Here is a 21,399-nt window from a genome sequence, read left to right on the forward strand (position 1 = left end):
TGTTCGTGCGGCGATCCGCGAGCCCGGCCGACGAAGGTCTGCGACAGCGCTACCGCTCCAGCCGCGTGCCCTCCCCCGCGTCGAGCGCCCACCCCGGCGCTCCGCGGCCCTCGCGCCCCCACGAGAAAGCCTTCACGGACAACGAAAAGGGACCGCTTCCGACGCCGTTGGCGGAAGCGGTCCCTGGACCCGGCCGGGGGAGGTGGCCGGGAGCCTCAGCCCTGTGACTCCAGTTCCTCGTCCAGCATCGCGAACAACTCGTCCGCGCCCGCTTCCTCGAGCTCGCGGTCGGCCGGGGAGAACGTCGCCACCAGCTCGCGCAGCCGGCCCACGACCGACGCCCGGGCCGAGGAGTCCAGAGCACGCAGCTCGGTCTCCAGGTCCGCCAGCCGGACCTCCACCGCGGACGGCGGGTCGGCCAGTCCCGCACCGAGGAACCCGGCCAGCGCCGAAGCCGACGGGTGGTCGAAGATCAGCGTCGCCGGGAGCCGTTGCCCCGTCAGGGATTCCAGCCGGTTGCGCAGCTCGATCGCCGTCAGGGAGTCGAAGCCCAGCTCGATGAAGCCCTTGCGCGGGTCGATCGCGTCGCGGCGTTCGTGGCCGAGGACCACCGCCGCCGTGCCGCAGACCACGTCCAGCAGCGCACGGTCCCGTTCCGCCGCCGGCAACGCCACCACCCGGGCCCACGAGTCGTCGACGGCCTCCGCGCGACGTCGAGTGCCGCCGCGGACCAGGCCCCGGAGCATCGCCGGGACGCTGTGCGCGTCGGCTCGCACCCCGGACATGTCCAGCCGGACCGGCACCAGCGACGGCTCCGAAGTGCCGAACGTCGCGTCGAACAACGAAAGCCCGTCCGCGAACGACAAGCCCAGCACGCCCGAGCGCGCCATCCGGATCAGGTCGGTGTCCGCCAGCTCGTTCGACATGCCGCCCTCGGACCACAGCCCCCACGCCAGCGACACCGCGTGCCGCCCGGACGCCGCCCGGTGGTGGGCCAGCGCGTCGAGGAAGACGTTCGCCGCCGAGTAGTTCGCCTGCCCCGCCGCGCCGAGCGTGCCGCCCGCCGACGAGTACAGGACGAAAGGAATGTCCAGTGAAGCGGTGAGCGAGTGCAGGTTCCACGCCGCGTCCACCTTGGGCCGCAGCACCGCGTCCATCCGCTCCGGCGTCAACGCCAGCAGGACGCCGTCGTCGACGACACCCGCCGTGTGCACGACCGCCGCCGGCTCGACTCCCGCGAGCAGCTCGGCCGCCGCGTCCCGGTCGGCGAGATCGCACGCCTCCAAGGCAACGGACGCACCCAGCGCGGTCAGCGACGAAACCAGCTCCGCGGCGCCCGGCGCCGAAGCACCACGACGGCTCGTGAGCAGCAGGTTCTTGACGCCGTGCTCGGTCACCAGGTGCCGCGCGATCAGCTGCCCCAGCACCCCGGTACCGCCGGTGACCAGCACCGTGCCGGCGGGGTCCAAGCCGGTGACGAGCGGCGTGGGCACGAACTTCGCCAGCCGGTGCACCAGCACCGCACCGTTCCGCACCGCGACACCGGGCTCGTCGGCGTACATCGCCCCGAGCACCTCATCGAGGGGCAGCTCACCACCATCGACATCAACGATCATGAACCGGTCGGGGTACTCCAGCTGAGCGGTCCGGATCACGCCCCACAGGGCAGCGTGCGTCAGGTCGTCGACACCCTCGTCGGGACGCGTCCCGATCGCGTGCGAAGCGACCACGACCAGCCGGGAAGACGCCAAAGTCTCCTCGGCGACCCAGGCCTGGGCCAGGGCCAGCAGCCGGTGCGTCGCCGCACGGGCCGTCACCGGCGAAGCGGAGTCCGGCGCCACGAACGGCGCGAACACCACATCCGGCGCCACCTCGGCGGAGACCAGAGCCGGAAGGTCCACATAGGACTCACCTGGCAGCCCGAATCCCGCACCGAGCACCGCGGACGAGACTCCCGGCACGGCGTCGCCCGCGAACGGCTGCCATTCGACGCGGAAGAGCGAGTCGTCGACCGCCGAGCGCGTGGCGCGGAACGCGTCGGCCGCGATCGGCCGCAGCGACAGCGATTCGACGCTGAGCACCGGTGCACCGGTGGCGTCCGTCGCGCTCAGCGAGACGGTGTTCTCGACGTCCGAATAGATCAGCACCCGCAGCTCGGAGGCCCCGGCCGCGTGCAGTGACACGCCCGACCACGCGAACGGCAGCACCGGCTTGTCCTCGGTCGGCCCGGCCAGGCCGATCGTGTGCAGTGCGGCGTCGAGCAACGCCGGGTGCAGGCCGAACGCCGAGGCGTCCGCGTCCGCCGGCAGGGCCACCTCGGCGGCCAGCCGGTCGCCGTCCTGCCACACGCGGCGCAGCCCGGCGAACACCGGCCCGTAGTCGAAGCCCTGGGCGGCGAGGTCGTCGTAGCGCGAGGTCACGTCGATCTCGACCGCCCCCGCGGGCGGCCACTCCGGCGAGGCCGCCGGACTCGAGACGAAGGAAGACAGCCGGCCCGTGCCGTGCTGCACCCACTCGGAGGCGTCCTCGGCCTGGGAATAGATCGACAGAGAGCGCTGCTCCGATTCGAGAGCACCGACGACCACCTGCAGCCGGACCGCCCCTTCCGGAGGCACGATCAGCGGCGCGGCCAGGGTCAGCTCGTCGAGCCGTCCGCAGCCGACCTCGTCACCGGCGCGGACCGCCAGCTCGACGAACGCCGTGCCGGGGAACACCAGGGAGCCCTGGACGACGTGGTCGGCGAGCCACGGCTGCGTCCGCGCCGAAAGCCGGCCGGTCAGCACGGCACCACCGGAGTCGGCCGCGACGACGACGGCACCCAGCAGCGGGTGCCCGGCGTCGCGCTGCCCCACCTCGGCGACGCCGCGGACGCGGGCGCCGGTCGGATTCTCGAGCCAGTAACGCTTGCGCTGGAACGCGTACGTCGGCAGTTCCACCACCGTGCCCCCGGCGTAGAACGCGGAGAAGTCCACAGTGGACCCGCTGGCGAACAGCGCCGCCACCGCGGCCGCCGCCGACTCGGCCTCGGGCCGGTCCTTGCGCAGCACCGGGACGAACGTGGCGTGGTCGTCCGCGTCCAGGCACGTCTGGCCCATCGCGGTGAGCACCGCCGACGGGCCGACCTCGACGAACGTCGTGACGCCCGCGTCGAGCAGCGTGCGGATCCCGTCGGCGAACCGGACGGCGTCGCGGACCTGGCTCACCCAGTACTCCGGCGAAGTCAGATCCGCGTCCGGCGAAACCGTCGAGACGATCGGGATCTCCGGCGCGCGGTAGGTCAGGTTCCGGGCGATGAACGCGAAGTCCGCCAGCATCGGCTCCATCAGCGCCGAGTGGAACGCGTGCGAAACCTTCAACCGCGTGGTCTTCGAGAACTTCGACGCCACGGCGAGCACCGCGTCCTCGTCCCCGGAGAGCACCACGGACGTGGGCCCGTTGACGGCGGCGATCGACACGCCGTCGGTCAGCAGCGGCAGGACGTCCGCTTCGGCCGCCGCCACGGCGACCATCGCTCCCCCGGTGGGCAACGCCTGCATCAGCCGCGCCCGGGCCGTAACGAGCGTGCACGCGTCTTCGAGCGAGAGCACCCCGGCGACGTGCGCCGCGGCCAGCTCACCGATCGAGTGTCCGAGCAGGTAGTCCGGCTGGACGCCCCACGACTCGAGCAGGCGGAACACCGCGACCTCGATCGCGAACAACGCGGGCTGCGTGTACCCGGTCTCGTCGGAGCCGAGCACGGTCTTCAGGGGCACGTCCAGGTGCTTGTCCAGCTCGGCGGCCACGACGTCGAAGACCTCGGAGAACGCGGGGAACACGGCCGCCAGCTCCAGGCCCATCCCGGCGCGCTGCGCGCCCTGGCCGGTGAACAGGAACGCCGTGCGGCCGGTTCCCGCCACCCCCTCGACGACACCCGCCGGCCGGCCCGCCGCGTATTCGGTGAGCGCGCGGATCGCGCCCGCCCGGTCGGTGGCCACGACCCCGGCGCGGTGCTCGGCGAGGGCGCGGGTGGTCGCCAGCGAATACCCGACGTCCACCGCGGACTCGTCACCCACGGACGCGGCGAGCTTGGCCGCCTGCGCCCGCAGGGCCTCCGGGTCGTTGGCGGACAGCAGCCAGGCCACCGGGCCTTCTTCCGGAGAAGAAGAGACCGGCACCGGGTCGCCCTGTTCGACGATCACGTGCGCGTTGGTCCCGCTGATGCCGAACGACGACACCCCGGCGCGGCGCGGCCGTCCGGTCTCCGGCCACGGTCGTTCCGCGGTGAGCAGCGAGATCGTGTCCGTCCACTCGACGTGCGGCGACGGCTCTTCGGCGTGCAACGTGCGCGGGAGGACGCCGCGCCGCAGCGCCTCCACCATCTTGATCACGCCGCCGACGCCGGCGGCCGCCTGCGTGTGGCCGACGTTCGACTTGAACGACCCGACGTGCAGCGGCCGCTCCGGCGTCGCCGCCTTGCCGTAGGTCGAGATCAGGGCCTGCGCCTCGATCGGGTCGCCCAGCTTGGTGCCGGTGCCGTGCGCCTCGACGGCGTCCACATCGGACAGCTCCAGCCCGCCGTCGGCCAGCGCCGCGCGGATCACCCGCTGCTGCGCGGGCCCGTTCGGCACGGTGATGCCGCTGGACGCGCCGTCGGAGTTCACCGCGCTGCCGCGCAGCACGGCCAGCACGTGGTGGCCGTTGCGCCGCGCGTCGGAAAGCTTCTCCAGCAGCAGCATCCCGGCGCCCTCGGAGCAGCCGACGCCGTCGGCGCCGCTGCCGAACGCCTTGCACCGGCCGTCCGGCGACAGCCCCTGCTGTTCGCTGAAGTAGACGAACATGTCCGGCGTCACCATCACGGTCACGCCGCCTGCCAGCGCCAGCGAACACTCGCCGCGGCGCAGCGCCTGCGCCGCCCAGTGCAGGGCGACCAGCGACGACGAGCACGCCGTGTCCACCGACACCGACGGGCCTTCCAGCCCGAGGGTGTAGGAGATGCGGCCCGAAATGAGACTGCCGTCGCTGCTGCCGGCACCGTAGTCGTGGTACATCACACCCGCGAAGACGCCGGTCTTGCTGCCCCGCAACGTCGAGGGCACGATGCCGGCGCGTTCCACGGCCTCCCACGCCGTCTCCAGCACGATCCGCTGCTGCGGGTCGAGCGTGCGGGCCTCGCGCGGGGAGATCCCGAAGAACTCCGGCTCGAAGTCGGCGGCGTCGTAGAGGAAGCCGCCCTCCTTCGAGTACGTCGTCCCGGGCCGGCCGGCGGGGTCGAAGAGCGACGCGGTGTCCCAGCCCCGGTCCTCCGGGAACTCGCCGACGGCGTCGGTGCCGCTCGCGACGAGGTCCCAGAGTTGCGAGGGCGTGGTGACTCCGCCCGGGTAACGGCAGCCCATCCCGATGATCGCGATCGGCTCGCTCATCGCCGCGGTGAGCTTCTGGTTGTCCGCCTTGAGCCGCTCGTTGTCCATCATGGACTGGCGCAGCGCGGCGACGATCTGCTCGGTGGACGGCGCCTGAGTCACTGGGAGTCCCCTCGTTCGTCGGTGTCGGTGCCGGCCATCGCGGACCGGACCAGGTCGGCCAGGTCCATCCCGGCGATCGCCGCCACCTCGTCGGTTCCGTTGGCCTCGGCCACCTCTCCGACCGGCTCGCCGAGCTCGGGCAGCAGCTCCCCGAGCAGGAACCGGGTCAGCGGCAGCGGGCTCGGGTAGTCGAAGATCAGCGTCGCCGGCAGGCGCAGCCCGCAGGCGGCTCCGAGCCGGTTGCGCAGTTCGAGCGCGGCCAGGGAGTCGATGCCCAGGTCGGTGAAGCCCTTCTCGACGCCGACGGCCGAAGCGTCGTCGTAGCCGAGGACGGCCGCCGCGTGCTCGCAGACCAGCTGCAGCAGAGCCGATTCCCGGTCGTCGGCCGACATCCCGGTCAGCTTCTCGGCGAACCCGGCTTCGGGTGCCGCCGTCACACCGCCCGCCGCCGCGGCGGCGCGTCGCGGAGTGGCCGTGACCAGGCCTCGCAGGAGCGGCGCGATCCGGTCGGCCTCGCGCAGGTCGGCGAGCTTCACCGGCACCAGCGCCGGTTCGCCGGCCGCGAGCGCGGCGTCGAAGAGCGCGAGCCCGTCGGCGACGGCCAGTTCCGCGACCCCGTACCGGGCGACGTGCGTCAGGTCGACGGCGTCGCCGCTGCCTTCCCACGGACCCCAGGCCAGCGATGTCGCCGGGAGGCCCAGCGCCGTGCGGTGCTCGGCCAGCGCGTCCAGGAAGACGTTGCCGGCGGCGTAGTTCGCCTGCCCGGCGGCGAGCAGCAGGCCGCCCGCCGACGAGTAGAGGACGAACGCCTCGAGATCCAGCGAAGCGGTCAGCTCGTGCAGGTGCCAGGCCGCGTCCACCTTGGGCCGCAGGACGTTCCCGACCTGCTCCGGGGTGAGCGCGCTCAGCACCGCGCTGTCCATCTGGCCGGCGGCGTGCACCACGGCGGTGAGGCCGGGCAGCGACCCGATCAGGGCCGCCAGCTCGTCCCGGTCGGTGACGTCGCAGGCCGCGACGGTCACCGAAGCGTCCAGCGACTCGACCAGTTCACGCGCCCCCGGGGCGTCCAGGCCCCGACGGCTGGTGAGGACCAGGTTCCGGGCGCCGCGGGCGACCAGGTGCCGGGCCAGGTGCCCGCCGAGGAGGCCGGCGCCGCCGGTGATGAGCACCGTGCCGCCGGTGTTCCACTCGACCGGGTCACCGACCGTGGTGACCTTGGCCAGCCGGGGCACGCGGACCTCGCCGACCCGGACGATCGCTTCCGGCTCGCCGGAGGCGACCACCGCGGGCAGCGCCCGCATGGACTGGGGCAGGTCGTCGACGTCGACCACTTGGATCCGGCCGGGGTTCTCCGCCTGCGCGGCCCGCACGAGTCCCCAGACCGGCGCCTGCGCGAGGTCCGGGCTGTCCGCCACGGCGTTGCGCGTGACGACCAGGAGCTTGCCGTCGGAAGGCCCGTCGAGCCAGGTCTGCAGCTGTCCCAGGGTTTCCTGGACGGTCGCGTGGACCCGGGCCGGGACATCGCCTTCGGCCGAGCCGACCGGCAGGACCAGGACGTCGGCCGCCACCAGCTGCTCGTGCGTCGGAACGCCCAAGCCGAGGTCGTCGGTGCCGAGCACGGCCCAGCCCTCGAGGGACTTGACCAGCCGGACACCCGCGGCGGGCTGCCAGTCGATCCGGTAGAGCGAGTCGGGCACCTTCGCGCCCAGCTGCCCTTCCGACACCGGCCGCGTCACCAGCGACTCGATCCAGGCGACCGGCGAACCGGTCGCGTCGGCCAGCGCGAGCGACGCGTCCTTTCCTTCCTTGCGGACCCGCACCCGCAGCGCGGTGGCCCCGGAAGCGTGCAGCGAGACCTGGTTCCAGGCGAACGGGATCGTCGTCTCGGTCAGCGCCTTCGGGCCACCGGGGACGAGGAAGTCCGTCGCGCCCAGCGCCGAATCGAGCAGACCCGGGTGGAGCCCGAACTCACTCGCCGCGGTGCCCTCGGGCAGCGCCACCTCGGCGAAGACCTCCCCGTCACGCAGCCAGACCGCGCGCAGGTTCCGGAACACCGGGCCGTAGCCGAAGCCGAGCCCGGCCAGGTCGTCGTAGAGCCCGGTGAGGTCGACGGCTTCGGCGCCCTCCGGTGGCCACACCGAGAGGTCGAACTCCGCCGGCCGCGCACCGGCGGCCAGGGTGCCGGCCGCGTGCTGGGTCCAGGCGTCCTCGGTGCGGGAGTGCACCGACAGCTCACGGCGGCCGTCCGCACCGGGAGCGCCGACGACGACGCGGAGGTCGACGCCGCCCTCCTCGGGCAGCAGCAGCGGGGCCTGCTGGGTCAGCTCCTCCAGGACGTCGCAGCCGACCTGGTCGGCGGCGTGCAGGGCCAGCTCGACGTACGCGGTGCCCGGCAGCATCGTCCGGCCCAGCACCACGTGGTCGGCCAGCCAGGTCTGCCGGTCGACCGCGAGCCGGCCGGTGAGCACGGCGCCGCCGTCGGGCAGCTCCACCAGCGCGCCCAGCAGCGGGTGCCCGGCGGCCTTGGCGCCCAGCGAGCCGACGTCGCCGGCCCGTTTCGTCGCGTTGAGCCAGTACTCCTTGTTCTGGAAGGCGTACGTCGGCAGGTCCACAGTGGACGCACCGCGTCCGGCGTACACCGCACTCCAGTCGGGCTTCGCGCCGCGCGAGTACAGCGTGGCCACCGCGGTGAACAGCGTCTGGACCTCGTCGCGGCCCCGGCGCAGCGCGGGCACGCCCACGACGCGGTCGGGCCGGTCGGCGGCCGACGTGTCGCACTCGCGGGCCATGCCGGTCAGCACCGCGTCCGGGCCCAGCTCGACGAACCGGGTCACCCCGGCCGCGAGGAGCGCGCCGACGCCGTCGGCGAACCGGACGGCCTCCCGCACGTGGTCGACCCAGTACTCCGGCGAGCAGAGCTGCCCGGCCGTGGCGATGCGGCCGGTCACGTTGGAGACGACCGGGATGGTCGGGGCCGAGTACGTCAGCTTCTCCGCCACCACGGCGAAGTCGGCCAGCATCGGCTCCATCAGCGAGGAGTGGAAGGCGTGCGAGACGACCAGTTGCTTGACGCGCCGTCCGGCTGCCTTGAAGGCCGCCATGGCCGCCTTCACCGCGTCCTCGGGCCCGGAGATGACCACCGAGCGCGGGCCGTTGACCGCGGCGATGTCCACAGTGTCGCCTTCGGCCGGGAGCGCGGCGCGCACCTCGTCCTCGGTCGCCGCGATGGCTGCCATCGCCCCGCCGGAAGGCAGGGCCTGCATCAACCGGCCGCGAGCCGCGACCAGCGCACACGCGTCGGCCAGGGAGAGCACCCCGGCGACGTGCGCCGCGGCCAGCTCGCCGATCGAGTGCCCGGCGACGTAGTCCGGCACGAGGCCCCACGACTCGACCAGGCGGTAGAGCGCCACCTCGATCGCGAAGAGCGCGCACTGCGTGTACGCGGTCTTGTTCAGCAGCTCGCCGTCTTCGGAGCCCTTCTCGGCCCAGATGACCTGCTTGAGCGGGACGTCGGTGTCGAGCAGGCCGCACGCTTCGTCGAAGGCACCGGCGAAGACCGGGAAGGCCTCGTAGAGCTCGCGGCCCATGCCCGGCTGCTGCGCGCCCTGGCCGGTGAAGAGGAACGCGGTCAGGTCGGCCGCGCTGGTCGTGCCGGTCACCGTGCCCGCCGGGCTCCCGCCGGTGGCGAGACCGTCGAGGGCCTTGAGCGCGGCCTCGCGGCCGGCCGCCAGGACCACCGAGCGGTGGTCGAGCGCGGCCCGTCCGGTGGCGAGCGAGTAGCCGACGTCGGTCAGGTCCAGCTCCGGGTTGGACCGGATCCACGCGGCCATCCGGGCCGCCTGGTCGGCGAGCGCGGCGGCCGTGGCCCCGGCGATCGGCAGCGGCACCGACGGCAGCGGCGCGGCGGTCCGGCGCGGGCGCTCCACAGTGGACGGAGGAGCTTCCTCGATGATGATGTGCGCGTTGGTGCCGCTGATACCGAACGACGACACGCCGGCGCGGCGCGGGCGGCCGTTGGGCAGCCAGGGCCGGGCCTCGCTCAGCAGCTCGATGTCGCCGGTGGTCCAGTCGACGACCGGGGACGGCGCGTCGATGTGCAGCGACTTCGGCAGCGTGTTGTGCCGCAGCGCCTGGACGACCTTGATCACGCCCGCCGCGCCGCCGGAGGCCTGCGCGTGGCCGATGTTGGACTTCACCGAGCCCAGGTACAGCGGCCGCCCGTCCGGACGGTCCTGGCCGTAGGTGGCCAGCAGCGCCTGCGCCTCGATCGGGTCACCGAGCTTCGTGCCGGAACCGTGCGCCTCGACGGCGTCCACTTCGGACGGGGTGAGGCCGCCGGCCGCGAGGGCAGCGTGGATCACGCGTTCCTGCGACGGCCCGTTCGGCGCGGTGAGGCCGTTGGACGCGCCGTCCTGGTTGACAGCGCTGGAGCGGACCACGGCGAGGACCTCGTGCCCGTTGCGCTGCGCGTCGGACAGCCGCTCCAGCAGGAGCAGGCCCGCGCCTTCGGCCCAGCCGACGCCGTCGGACGCCGCGGAGAAGGACTTCGACCGGCCGTTGGGCGAAAGCACGCCCTGCCGGCTGGAGTCGACGAAGAGATCCGGCTGCGAAAGCAGCGTGACGCCGCCGGCGAGCGCCAGCCCGCACTCCCCCGCCCGCAGCGCCTGCACCGCGAGGTGCAGCGTGACCAGCGAGGACGAGCACGCGGTGTCGACCGTCATGCACGGGCCTTCCAGCCCCAGCAGGTAGGAGATGCGGCCGGAGACGACCGCGCCCGAGCTGCCGTTGGGGATGTAGGCGGCGACGTCGAGGGGCGCGCCGGGGACGCGGCTGCCGTAGTCGTCGTACATCGCGCCGGTGAAGACGCCGGTCATGCTGCCGCGCAGCGCGGTCGGGTCGATGCCGGCCCGCTCGATGGCCTCCCACGCCGTCTCCAGCAGGAGCCGCTGCTGCGGGTCCATGGCCAGCGCCTCGCGCGGGCCGATGCCGAAGAACGCCGGGTCGAACAAGGTGCCTTCGTGGAGGAAGCCGCCTTCGCGGGCGTAGGTCTTGCCCCGCTTGCCGCGCTCGGGGTCGTAGATGCTCTCGATGTCCCAGCCGCGGTTGGTCGGGAACTCCGACACGGCGTCGACCTCGTCGACCAGCAGCTGCCAGAGGTCCTCCGGCGACCGGACGCCGCCGGGGTACCGGCAGGCCATGCCGACGATCGCGATCGGCTCCTGCATGGACGCGTTCGTCCGGGTCGTGGTGGCCGGGACCTTCGCGACCGCGCCGAGCAGCTTGCCCTTGACGAAGTCCGCCACCGCCTTGGCGGTCGGGTGGTCGAAGATCAGCGTCGCCGGCAGGGTCAGGCCGGTCGCGGTGCCGAGCAGGTTGCGCAGCTCGACCGCGGCCAGGGAGTCGAAGCCGAGCTCCTTGAACGCGCGGGTGCCGTCCACTTCGGACTTGTCCGCGTAGCCGAGCACGGTGGCGACCTGGGTGCGGACGATGTCCAGCAGCACGCGGTCACGTTCGTTGTCGGCCAGCGAGGCCAGCTCGGCGGCCAGCGCGTTGTCGGCCGCCTTCGCCGCCTTGGCGGTCCGGCGCGCCTTCGGCGGGACGAACCCGCGCAGCAGCGCCGGCAGGTCGTCGGTCCGGGCCCGCAGCGCCGCGACGTCCACCCGCAGCGGGGCGATCACGGCGTCTTCGGTGGCGGTCGCCGCGTCGAACAGCGCGAGCCCCTGCTCCGCGGTGACCGCGGGGAGGCCGAGCCGCGCCATCCGGGCGAGGTCCGCCTCGGCCAGGTCGCCGCCGAGGCCGGTGTTCTCGGCCCACAGGCCCCAGGCCAGCGCCGTCGCCGGCAGGCCCGCGGCCCGCCGGTGCGCGGCGAGGCCGTCGAGGAACGCGTTGGCCGCGGCGTAGTTCGCCTGGCCCGCGGGCAGCACCTGGCCGCCGGCAGAGGAGAACAGCACGAACGCGGCGAGGTCCTGCGTCAGCTCGTGCAGGTGCCAGGCGGCGTCGACCTTGGCCCGCAGGACCGAGTCGAGCCGATCCGGGGTCAGCGAGTCGAAGACGCCGCTGTCGGCCGTGCCCGCCGCGTGCACCACGGCGGTGAGGTTGTCGATCGCCCCGAGCAGGCTCTCGACCTGGGCGCGCTCGGTGACGTCGCACGCGGCGACCCGCACCCGGGCCCCCAGGTCGGCCAGGTCCTCGACCAGCTGCCGGGCGCCCGGCGCGCCGAGCCCGCGCCGGCTGGTGAGCACCAGGTCGGTGACGCCGTGCTCGGCCACCAGGTAGCGGGCCAGCAGGCTGCCGAGCCCGCCGGTGCCGCCGGTGATCAGCACGGCACCGCCGCCCTGCCACGGCGAAGCGTCGCCGGACTCGGTCTTGGCGTAGCGCGGCACGAGCACCGCGCCGTCGCGGATCGCGGCCTCCGGCTCGCCGGAGGCGATGACCGCCGCGAGGGACCCGGCCGTCGCGGCTTCGTCGGCGTCGACGACGAACACGCGCCCGGGGTGCTCGGCCTGGGCCCCGCGGGTCAGGCCCCACAGCAGCCCCTGCGTCACGTCCACAGTGGACTGACCGGCGGGCACCGCGTCCTGCGTCACCACGGCCAGCTTGGTGATCCCGAACCGGGGCTCGGCCAGCCAGGCCTGCAGCTCGGCGAGCAGCCACGCGGCGTTCTCGCGAGCCGCGGCCGGGACGTCGCCCTCGGCGCCCGGCACGGTCAGCGTGATCAGGGTCGGCACCGGCTCGCCGCGGTCGATCGCCGCGGTGAGGTCGGCAAAGCCGGCGTAGGTGGCGGCCACCCCGACGCGGCCGCGGCCGATGGCGACCACTTCGGCGTCGGACTGCGGCACGGAGACGGGCTGCCAGGCGATCTTGAGCAGCGATCCGTCCACTTCGGACGACGCCGTCAGCTCCCGGCGGACCGGACGCGAGACGAGCGAGTCGATGGTCGCGACCGGACGGCCCTCGCTGTCGGCCACCTCGATGGCCGACACCTCGTCGCCGTTCAGCCGCTCGATCCGCACCCGCAGCACCGAAGCGCCGGCGGCGTGCAGCGTGACGCCGTTCCAGACGAAGGGCAGCAGCGTCGCGCCGCCCGGGTCGCCGAGGAGGTCGGCGTGCATGGCGATGTCGAGCAACGCCGGGTGCAGGCCGTACAGGTTCGCCGTGGCCGCCGCTGGTTCCGGCAGCGCGACCTCGGCGAAGACTTCGGTGCCCCGCTTCCAGGCGGCCTTGAGCCCCTGGAAGGACGGGCCGTAGCCGTAGCCGCGCTCCACGAGCAGGGTGTAGGCACCCTCGACGATGATCGGGGTCGCCCCGGCCGGCGGCCATTCGGTGAGCCCGGCGGGCTCGGGCCGCGGCGCCGCGGACAGCGTGCCGATCGCGTGCTGGGTCCACTCGTCGCCGTCGATCGCGCGGGAGAACACGGTGACCGGGCGGCGGTCGCCGTCGGCGGGGCCGACCACGACCTGGAGCGCGACGGCACCATCGGGCGGCAGGACGAGCGGCGCCTGCAGCGTGAGCTCTTCGACCGTCGAGTGGCCGACCTGGTCGCCGGCCGCGATGGCGAGCTCGACGAACCCGGTGCCGGGCACCAGGATCGCGCCCTTGACGACGTGGTCCGCCAGCCACGGCACCGACCCCGCCGACAGCCGGCCGGTGAGCACCGTGGTGTCCGAACCGGACAGCGGCACGACCGCGCCCAGCATCGGGTGCGGCAGCGGCTGCTGGCCGACCGCCGTCACGTCGCCGGACGGTGTCGCGTCGAGCCAGAAGCGCTTGTGCTGGAAGGCATACGTCGGCAGGTCGAGCCGGACCGGGCCGTCGCCGAGCACGCGGCCCAGCTGGGCCGCACCCCGCGTGTGGAGCCGGCCGAGCGCGGCCAGCGCCGTGCGCACCTCGTCCCGGTCGCGGCGGCCGAACGGCACGAACGCGACCGCGTCGGGGTTCGCGACGCTCTGCGGGCCGAGCGCGGACAGCACGCTGTCCGGTCCCAGCTCGAGGAACGTCTCGACGCCGTCGGCTTCCAGGGCCGCGACCGCGTCCCCGAAGCGCACGGCTTCGCGGACGTGGGTGACCCAGTACTCCGGCGACGTCAGGTCCGCGCCGGGCGAGACCGTGGAGAAGATCGGGATCGCCGGCGCGTGGAACGTCAGCCCGGCGGCGATCTCGCGGAACTCGTCGAGCATCGGGGCCATCAGCGGCGAGTGGAACGCGTGGCTGACGCGCAGCCGGCGCGTCCGGACGTCGGCGACCGTGGCCGCCCGCTCGATCCGGGCCACGACCTCGGCGACACCGGAGACGACGACCGACTCCGGGCCGTTGACGGCGGCGATGCTGACCTCGTCCTCGTGCCCGCGCAGCAGCTCCCGCGCGGCTTCCTCGGTCGTGGCCAGCGAAACCATGGCACCCGGCGGCTCGCTCAGCGAGCCCATCAGGCGGCCGCGCGCGGCCACTAGCGCCGCCGCGTCCTCGAGGGAGAGCACGCCGGCGACGTGCGCCGCGGCCAGCTCGCCGATCGAGTGCCCGGCCAGGGCGTCGGGGACGATCCCCCACGACTCGGCGAGCCGGAAGAGCGAAACCTCCACGGCGAACAGCGCGGTCTGCGTGTACTGCGTCTGGTCGAGCAGGCCGCGGTTCGCGAGCGCGGTCGTCCCGAAGACGACGTCGCGCAGCGGGACGTCCAGCAGCGGGTCGATCGCGGCGCAGACGGCGTCGAAGGCTGCGGCGAACACCGGGTAGGTGGCGCGCAGCGCCTGGCCCATGCCGACGCGCTGGGCGCCCTGGCCCGAGAACAGGAATGCCAGCTTGCCCTCGCCGGCGGTGCCGGTGACGACATCGGTGCCGGGCTCGCCGGCGGCCAGCGCGTCCAGGCCCTCGGCCAGTTCGGCCGGGGTCCCGGCGACCACCACGGCCCGCTGTTCCAGAGCCGCACGGGTCGAAACCAGCGAGCGCGCCAGCTCGGCGACGGTGACGTCGTCGTGGTCGGCGACGTACTCGCGCAGCCGGGCGGCCTGGCCACGCACGGAGGCCGCGGTGCGCCCGGAGAGCGCGACGGGGACGACGGCGCCGGGCTGCGGCTCGGCCGGCTGCTCGACTTCGGCGTCGGCCGGGGCCTGCTCGATGATCACGTGCGCGTTGGTGCCGCTGATCCCGAACGACGAGACGGCGGCCCGGCGCGGGTGGCCGTTCGGCGACCAGTCACGCGACTCGGTCAGGAGCCGCACCGCGCCCGTGTCCCAATCGACCACAGTGGACGGCCGGTCGACGTGCAGGGTCTGCGGCAGCTGCTCGTTGCGCAGTGCCATGACCATCTTGATGATGCCGGCGACCCCGGCCGCGGCCTGGGTGTGCCCGATGTTGGACTTGATCGAACCCAGCCACAGGGGCTGGTCTTCGGCACGGTCCTGGCCGTAGGTCGCCAGGAGGGCCTGCGCCTCGATCGGGTCACCCAGCGTGGTACCGGTGCCGTGCCCTTCCACGGCGTCCACTTCGGACGGGGTGAGCCCCGCGTCCGCCAGTGCCTTCGTGATCACGCGCTGCTGAGAGGGGCCGTTCGGGGCGGTGAGGCCGTTCGACGCGCCGTCGTGGTTGACCGCGGAGCCCTTGAGCAGCGCGAGCACCGGGTGGCCGTTGCGCTTCGCGTCCGAGAGGCGTTCGACGAGCAGCATGCCCGCGCCCTCGCCCCAGCCGGTGCCGTCGGCCGCGTCGGCGAACGAGCGGCAGCGGCCGTCGGCGGACAGGCCGCGCTGGCGGCTGAAGTCGACGAACGTGTCCGGAGTGGACATCACGGTGACGCCACCGGCGAGGGCGAGCGAGCATTCGCCGCGGCGCAGTGCCTGGGCCGCCCAGTGCAGGGCGACCAGCGAGGACGAACACGCCGTGTCGACCGTGACCGTCGGGCCCTCCAGGCCGAGCGCGTAGGAGACGCGGCCGGAGACGACGCTGGCGAGGCTGCCGTTGCCGAGGTAACCCGCGATGTCGTCGGAAACCGTGCCGAGGCGGGTGCCCCAGTCGTGGTACATGACGCCGGCGAACACGCCGGTGGCGCTACCGCGCAGGGAGACCGGGTCGATCCCGGCCCGCTCGAACGCCTCCCAGGACACTTCCAGCAGCAACCGCTGCTGCGGGTCCATCGCGGCCGCTTCGCGCGGGCTGATCTCGAAGAAGTCGGCGTCGAACTCGGCGGCGTCGTGCAGGAACGCGCCGTGCTTGACGTAGCTGTGGCCGGGCTTGCCGGGCTCGGGGTCGTAGAGGGCGTCGACGTTCCAGCCGCGGTCGGCCGGGAACGGCGTGAGCGCCTCTTCGCCGCCCGCGACGAGCCGCCAGAGATCCTCCGGCGTCGCGACGCCGCCGGGATAGCGGCAGGCGATGCCGACGATGGCGATCGGCTCCTCCGGGTCGGCCGTGGTCACCGGCGCGATCGGGGTGGTGGGAGCCAGGCCGGCGACGCGCGTGACCAGGTACTCGGCCAGCGCGCGCGGGGTCGGGTGGTCGAACACCAGCGTCGCGGGCAGCCGCAGGCCGGTGACGGAGTCGAGGATGTTGCGCAGTTCCACCGCGGCGAGGGAGTCGAACCCGATCTCGCCGAACGGGCGGGACGGGCTGATCGCCGACGGGCCGTCGTGGCCGAGCACGGCCGCGACGTGGGTGCGCACGAGGTCGAGCACCGCGCGGTCACGGTCGGCTTCGGACAGCGAGACGAACCGCTCGGCGAACTGCCGCTCGGGTGTCAGCTCGCCGGCGGCCGCGGCGATGCGGCGCCGGTTCGCGGGGACAAGACCGCGCAGGAGCGCCGGGACGTCGTCGCGGGCGCTCAGCGCGACGCGGTCGACGCGGGTGGGCACCACGGTGGGCGTGCCCGTGGTGATCGCGGCGTCCAGCGCGGCCAGGCTTTCGGACGCGGTCAGCGGGGCGAGGCCCAGCCGGCCGATCCGGCTCAGGTCCTTTTCGGACAGTCCGGCGCTCATGCCGAGCGCGGCGCCGTCGCCGGTCCACAGGCCCCAGGCCAGGGACGTCGCGGGGAGCCCCTGCTCGCGGCGGTGTTCGGCGAGCGCGTCGAGGAAGGTGTTGCCCGCCGCGTAGTTCGCCTGGCCCGCGCCGTCGACCAGGCCGGCCGAGGACGAGAACAGGACGAACGCGGCCAGGTCGGAGGTCAGCTCGTGCAGTGCCCACGCAGCGTCGACCTTCGGGGCGAGGACGGCGTCCAGGCGGTCTTCGGTGAGCGAGCCGATCATCGCGTCGTCGAGCACACCGGCGGTGTGGACGACGGCGGTCAGCGGCTGCTCGATCTTCTTCAGCGCGGCCGACAGCGACCGCTTCTTCGTGACGTCACCGGCGATGACCTGCACCGTCGCGCTCGTCCCCAGCTCGTCGACCAGTTCGGCCGCGCCCGGGGCGTCGATCCCGCGACGGCTGAGCAGCACCAGGTGCCGGACGCCGTGCTTGGTCACGAGGTGCCGCGCGACCTGCGCGCCGAGGCCGCCGGTGCCACCGGTGACCAGCACGGCGCCGCCCGCCTGCCAGGCCGGCGCGTCGGCGAGCAGGCGGACGAGCCGCGGGGCCAGCACCCGGTCGCCGTCGATCCGCAGCTCCGGCTCGCCGGACGCCAGGGCGGTGACCAGGGTCTTCGTGGTGGTCTCGCCCTCGATCAGGACGATCCGGCCCGGGTGTTCGGCCTGCGCCGAGCGCACCAGCCCGCGCACGGCGGAGTCGGCGAGCGAGCCGGGAGTCCGGATCACGAGCTTGGCCGAAGCGAAACGCTCGCCGGCGACGAACTGCTGGAGGACGGCGAGCACGCGGTGGGCGGCCTGCTTGGCCGCCGCCGGGATGCTCCGGCCCTTCGCGGCGACCGGCACGACGATCGTGTCCGGCACCTCGGTCAGCTTGGCCAGGTCGGTGATTTCGGTGACTTCGGTGACCGGGAAGTCCCCTTCGGCGGTCGCGACCGGCGTCCATTCGACGGTGTGCAGCAGGTCCTGCGCCCGCGGGCCCAGGTCGGCGCCGCTGACCGGGCGGGAGCGGAACGACTCCACCGACAGCACCGCCGTCCCCGCCGGGTCGGTGACCTCCAGGGAGACGCCGCCGGTGGCGGGTGAGGTGATCCGGACCCGCACCTCGGTCGCGCCGGAGGCGTGCAGCCGCACGCCGGTCCACGCGAACGGCAGGCGGATCTCGCCGGCTTCGCGGGCCTCGCCCGGCGCGAAGTCGGTGGCGTGCAGGACGGCGTCGAGCAGCGCCGGGTGGATCCCGAAGTCCTCGTCCCGGGTAGGCAGGGCGACCTCGGCGAACACGACGTCGTCGCGCTTCCACGCGGTGCGCAGCCCTTGGAACAGCGGGCCGTAGCCGTAGCCCTGCGCCGCCAGCTCTTCGTACAACTCGTTCGTGGCGACGATCTCGGCGCCGGACGGCGGCCACTCGGTGATCGGCGCGGGCTCGACGGCTTCGGCCTCGGCCAGCACGCCGACGGCGTGCCGCGTCCAGGCGACGTCCTGCTCGGTCCGCGAGTAGAACTCGATGGTGCGGCGGCCGTCCTCGACCGGGCCGACCACGGCCTGCACCTCGACGCCCCGGCCCTCCGGCACGGACAGCGGTGCCTGCAGGGTCAGCTCGTCGACGACGTCGCAGCCCGCCCGCTCGGCGGCGTGCAGGGCCATCTCGACGAACGCGGTGCCGGGCAGCAGGGCGGTGCCGGCGATGGTGTGGTCGGCGAGCCACGGGTGGGACCGCAGGCCGATCCGGCCGGTCAGGACCAGGCCGTCGTGGTCGGCCAGGCCGATCTCGGCGGCCAGCAGCGGGTGGCCGGAGGCGAGCTGGCCGAAGTCGGCCGCGTCGCCGTGACCCGGTGCGGTGAGCCAGAAGTGCTTGCGCTGGAAGGCGTAGGTCGGCAGGTCGACGGCGTTCGCCGGGCCGAAGAACGCGGTCCAGTCGACCCGCACGCCGCGGGTGTGCAGCCGGCCGAGCGCGCCGGCGAGCGCCGGGACCTCGGCGTGGCCGCGGCGCTGCGCGGGCACGAAGGCGATGTCGGTGCCGTGCGGGCCGGTGGCGGCCATGGCCGCGAGGACGGCGTCGGGGCCGACCTCGAGCGCGGTGGTGACGCCGGCCGCGGCGAGCGCGGCGACGCCGTCGGCAAACCGGACCGCGCGGCGGACGTGGTAGAGCCAGTAGCCGGGCGAGCACAGCTCCTCGGCGGTCGCCAGGCGGCCGGTGACGTTCGAGACGACCGGGATCGACGGCGGCGCGAAGTCGACGACCTCCAGGACCTCCCGGAACTCGGCGAGCATCGGCTCCATCAGCGGCGAGTGGAACGCGTGCGAGACGCGCAGCTCGCTCGTCTTGCGGCCCTGCAGGCGGAACACCTCGGCGACGGCCTCGACCTCGCCGCGCTCGCCGGACACCACGACCGACGTGGGGCCGTTGATCGCGGCAATACTCACGCCGTCGGTCAGCAGCGGGCCGACCTCGTCCTCGGTCGCGGCGATGGCGACCATCGCTCCGCCTTCGGGAAGAGCCTGCATCAGCCGGCCACGTGCGGCGACGACCAGGCAGGCGTCTTCCAGGGACCAGACGCCGGCGATGTGCGCGGCGGCCAGCTCGCCGATCGAGTGCCCGAGCAGGACGTCCGGCTTGACGCCCCACGACTCCAGCAGCCGCGCGAGCGCGACCTCGATGGCGAACAGCGTGCACTGCGCGTACTGGGTGCCGTTCAGCTCCTCGGCGTCGTCGCCGAAGAGGACGTCGCGCAGCGGGCGGTCCATCTGCACGTCGAGGTGGTCGATGGCCTCGTCGAAGACCTCCGCGAAGACCGGGTGGGCCAGGTACAGCTCCTTGCCCATGGCGAGCCGCTGCGCACCTTGGCCGGTGAACAGCATCGCGAGCTTGCCCGGCGTGCGTTCGCCGGTGACGACGGCGCTGTGGTGCTCGCCCGCGGCGAGCGCACGCAGGCCACCGACTGCGTCCTCGGTGCTCGCGGCGACGACGACGGCGCGGTGGTCGTGCGCGGCGCGCGTGCCGGCCAACGAGAAGCCGATCTCGGTCAGGTCCGCCGACTCCACAGTGGACACGAGCTTGCCCGCCTGCGCCCGCAGGGCTTCCTCACTGCGGGCCGAGACGACGAGCGGCACGACCGGCAGCGGTTCGGTGGCGACGGGCTCGTCGGCGGTGGCCGGGGCCTGCTCGATGATGACGTGCGCGTTGGTGCCGCTGACGCCGAACGACGAGACACCCGCGCGGCGCGGACGCTCGACCGCGGGCCACTCGCGAGCCTCGGTCAGCAGCTCGACCGCGCCCGCGGACCAGTCGACGTGCGGCGTCGGCGCGTCGACGTGCAGGGTCTTCGGCAGCCGGCCGCGCCGGATCGCCTCGACCATCTTGATCACGCCGGCCACGCCGGCCGCGGCCTGGGTGTGGCCGATGTTGGACTTGATCGAGCCGAGCAGCAGCGGCGTCTCGCGGCTCTGCCCGTAGGTCGCGAGCAGCGCCTGCGCCTCGATCGGGTCGCCGAGGCGGGTGCCGGTGCCGTGGGCCTCGACTGCGTCCACTTCGGACGCTTCCAGCCGGGCGTCGGCGAGGGCGCGGTGGATGACCCGCTGCTGCGACGGGCCGTTGGGCGCGGTGAGGCCGTTGGAGGCGCCGTCGGAGTTGATGGCGGTGCCGCGGACGACGGCGAGCACGGTGTGCCCGTTCGCGACCGCGTCGGACAGGCGTTCCAGCACCAGGACACCGACACCTTCGGCGAACCCGGTGCCGTCCGCGCCGGCGGCGAACGCCTTGCAGCGGCCGTCCTCGGCGAGGCCGCGCTGGCGGCTGAACGCGGTGAACGTGCCGGGGCCGCCCATGACGGCGACACCGCCCGCGAGCGCGAGCGGAGTCTCACCGCGGCGCAGGGACTGCACGGCGAGGTGAAGCGCGACGAGCGAGCCGGAGCACGCGGTGTCGACGGTCAGCGTCGGGCCTTCGAGTCCGAGCGCGTAGGCGACGCGGCCGGAGACGACACTGGGCGCGTTGCCGGTGAGCATGTAGCCGTCGAGGCCGTCGGGGGCCTCGTGCAGGCGCGGGCCGTACTCCTGGGCCTCGGCGCCGATGAAGACGCCGGCGGGCGTGCCGCGCAACGTCGTCGGGTCGATCTTGGCGCGCTCCAGGGCTTCCCAGGCCGTCTCGAGGACGAGACGCTGCTGCGGGTCCATCGCGGACGCCTCGCGCGGCGCGATGCCGAAGAAGCCGGCGTCGAACTCCCCGGCGTCGGGCAGGAACCCGCCGGAGGTGACGTAGCTGCTGCCCGGGCGGTCCGGGTCCGGGTCGTAGAGGCCGTCGAGGTCCCAGCCGCGGTCGGCCGGGAACCCGGTGATGGTGTGCACCTCTTCGGCGACGAGCCGCCACAGCTCCTCGGGCGAGGCGGCCCCGCCCGGGTAGCGGCAGCCGATGCCGACGATCGCGATCGGCTCGTCGTGGTCACCCGTGGCCGAAGGTCCACTGTGGACGACCTCGGCCCCGAACACCGCCGCGTGCAGGAAGCGCGCGACGGCGACCGGCGTCGGGTGGTCGAAGGCCAGGGTGACCGGCAGGTCGAGCCCGGTGGCCTCGGTGAGCCGCGCGTGCAGCTCCACCGCGGCCAGCGAGTCGAACCCGTGGTCGGAGAACGCCTTTTCGGGATCGAGCACCGCCGGGACGTCCGGCCGGGCCGCCAGGAGCGCGGCCCGCGTGGCGTCGTGGACGACGTCGGCCAGGAATGCCGAGCGGTCACCGGGGGGCAGTTCGGTCAGCCGCTCCGCGAACCCGGACGCCCGATTCGATTCGGTTTCAAACTCACGCATTCCGCACTCCACCGCTGTAGCAAGCCAGCACTCATGGTCGTCTTCTTGATCGTAGGTCGGCGCGCAGCGCGGCCGGATCCCCTGAAAAGCGTTCTAGG

2 protein-coding genes are annotated in these 21,399 nt (G+C 73.9%); both read right to left on the minus strand.

Translation table 11 applies throughout. The features are described 5' to 3' along the window. Positions 1-215 precede the first annotated feature (215 nt). Positions 216-5,501, minus strand: coding sequence for a type I polyketide synthase (locus tag ACZ4TR_RS33445; protein WP_465291667.1), 5,286 nt, complete (start codon positions 5,499-5,501; stop codon positions 216-218). Beyond that, entirely contained in the window at positions 5,498-21,313 is a 15,816-nt protein-coding gene (locus ACZ4TR_RS33450; protein ID WP_465291669.1) for an SDR family NAD(P)-dependent oxidoreductase, read from the minus strand. Before ACZ4TR_RS33450 ends, ACZ4TR_RS33445 begins: the two co-directional genes overlap by 4 nt. Positions 21,314-21,399 lie beyond the last annotated feature (86 nt).

This window comes from Amycolatopsis sp. NPDC028719, assembly GCF_055565395.1.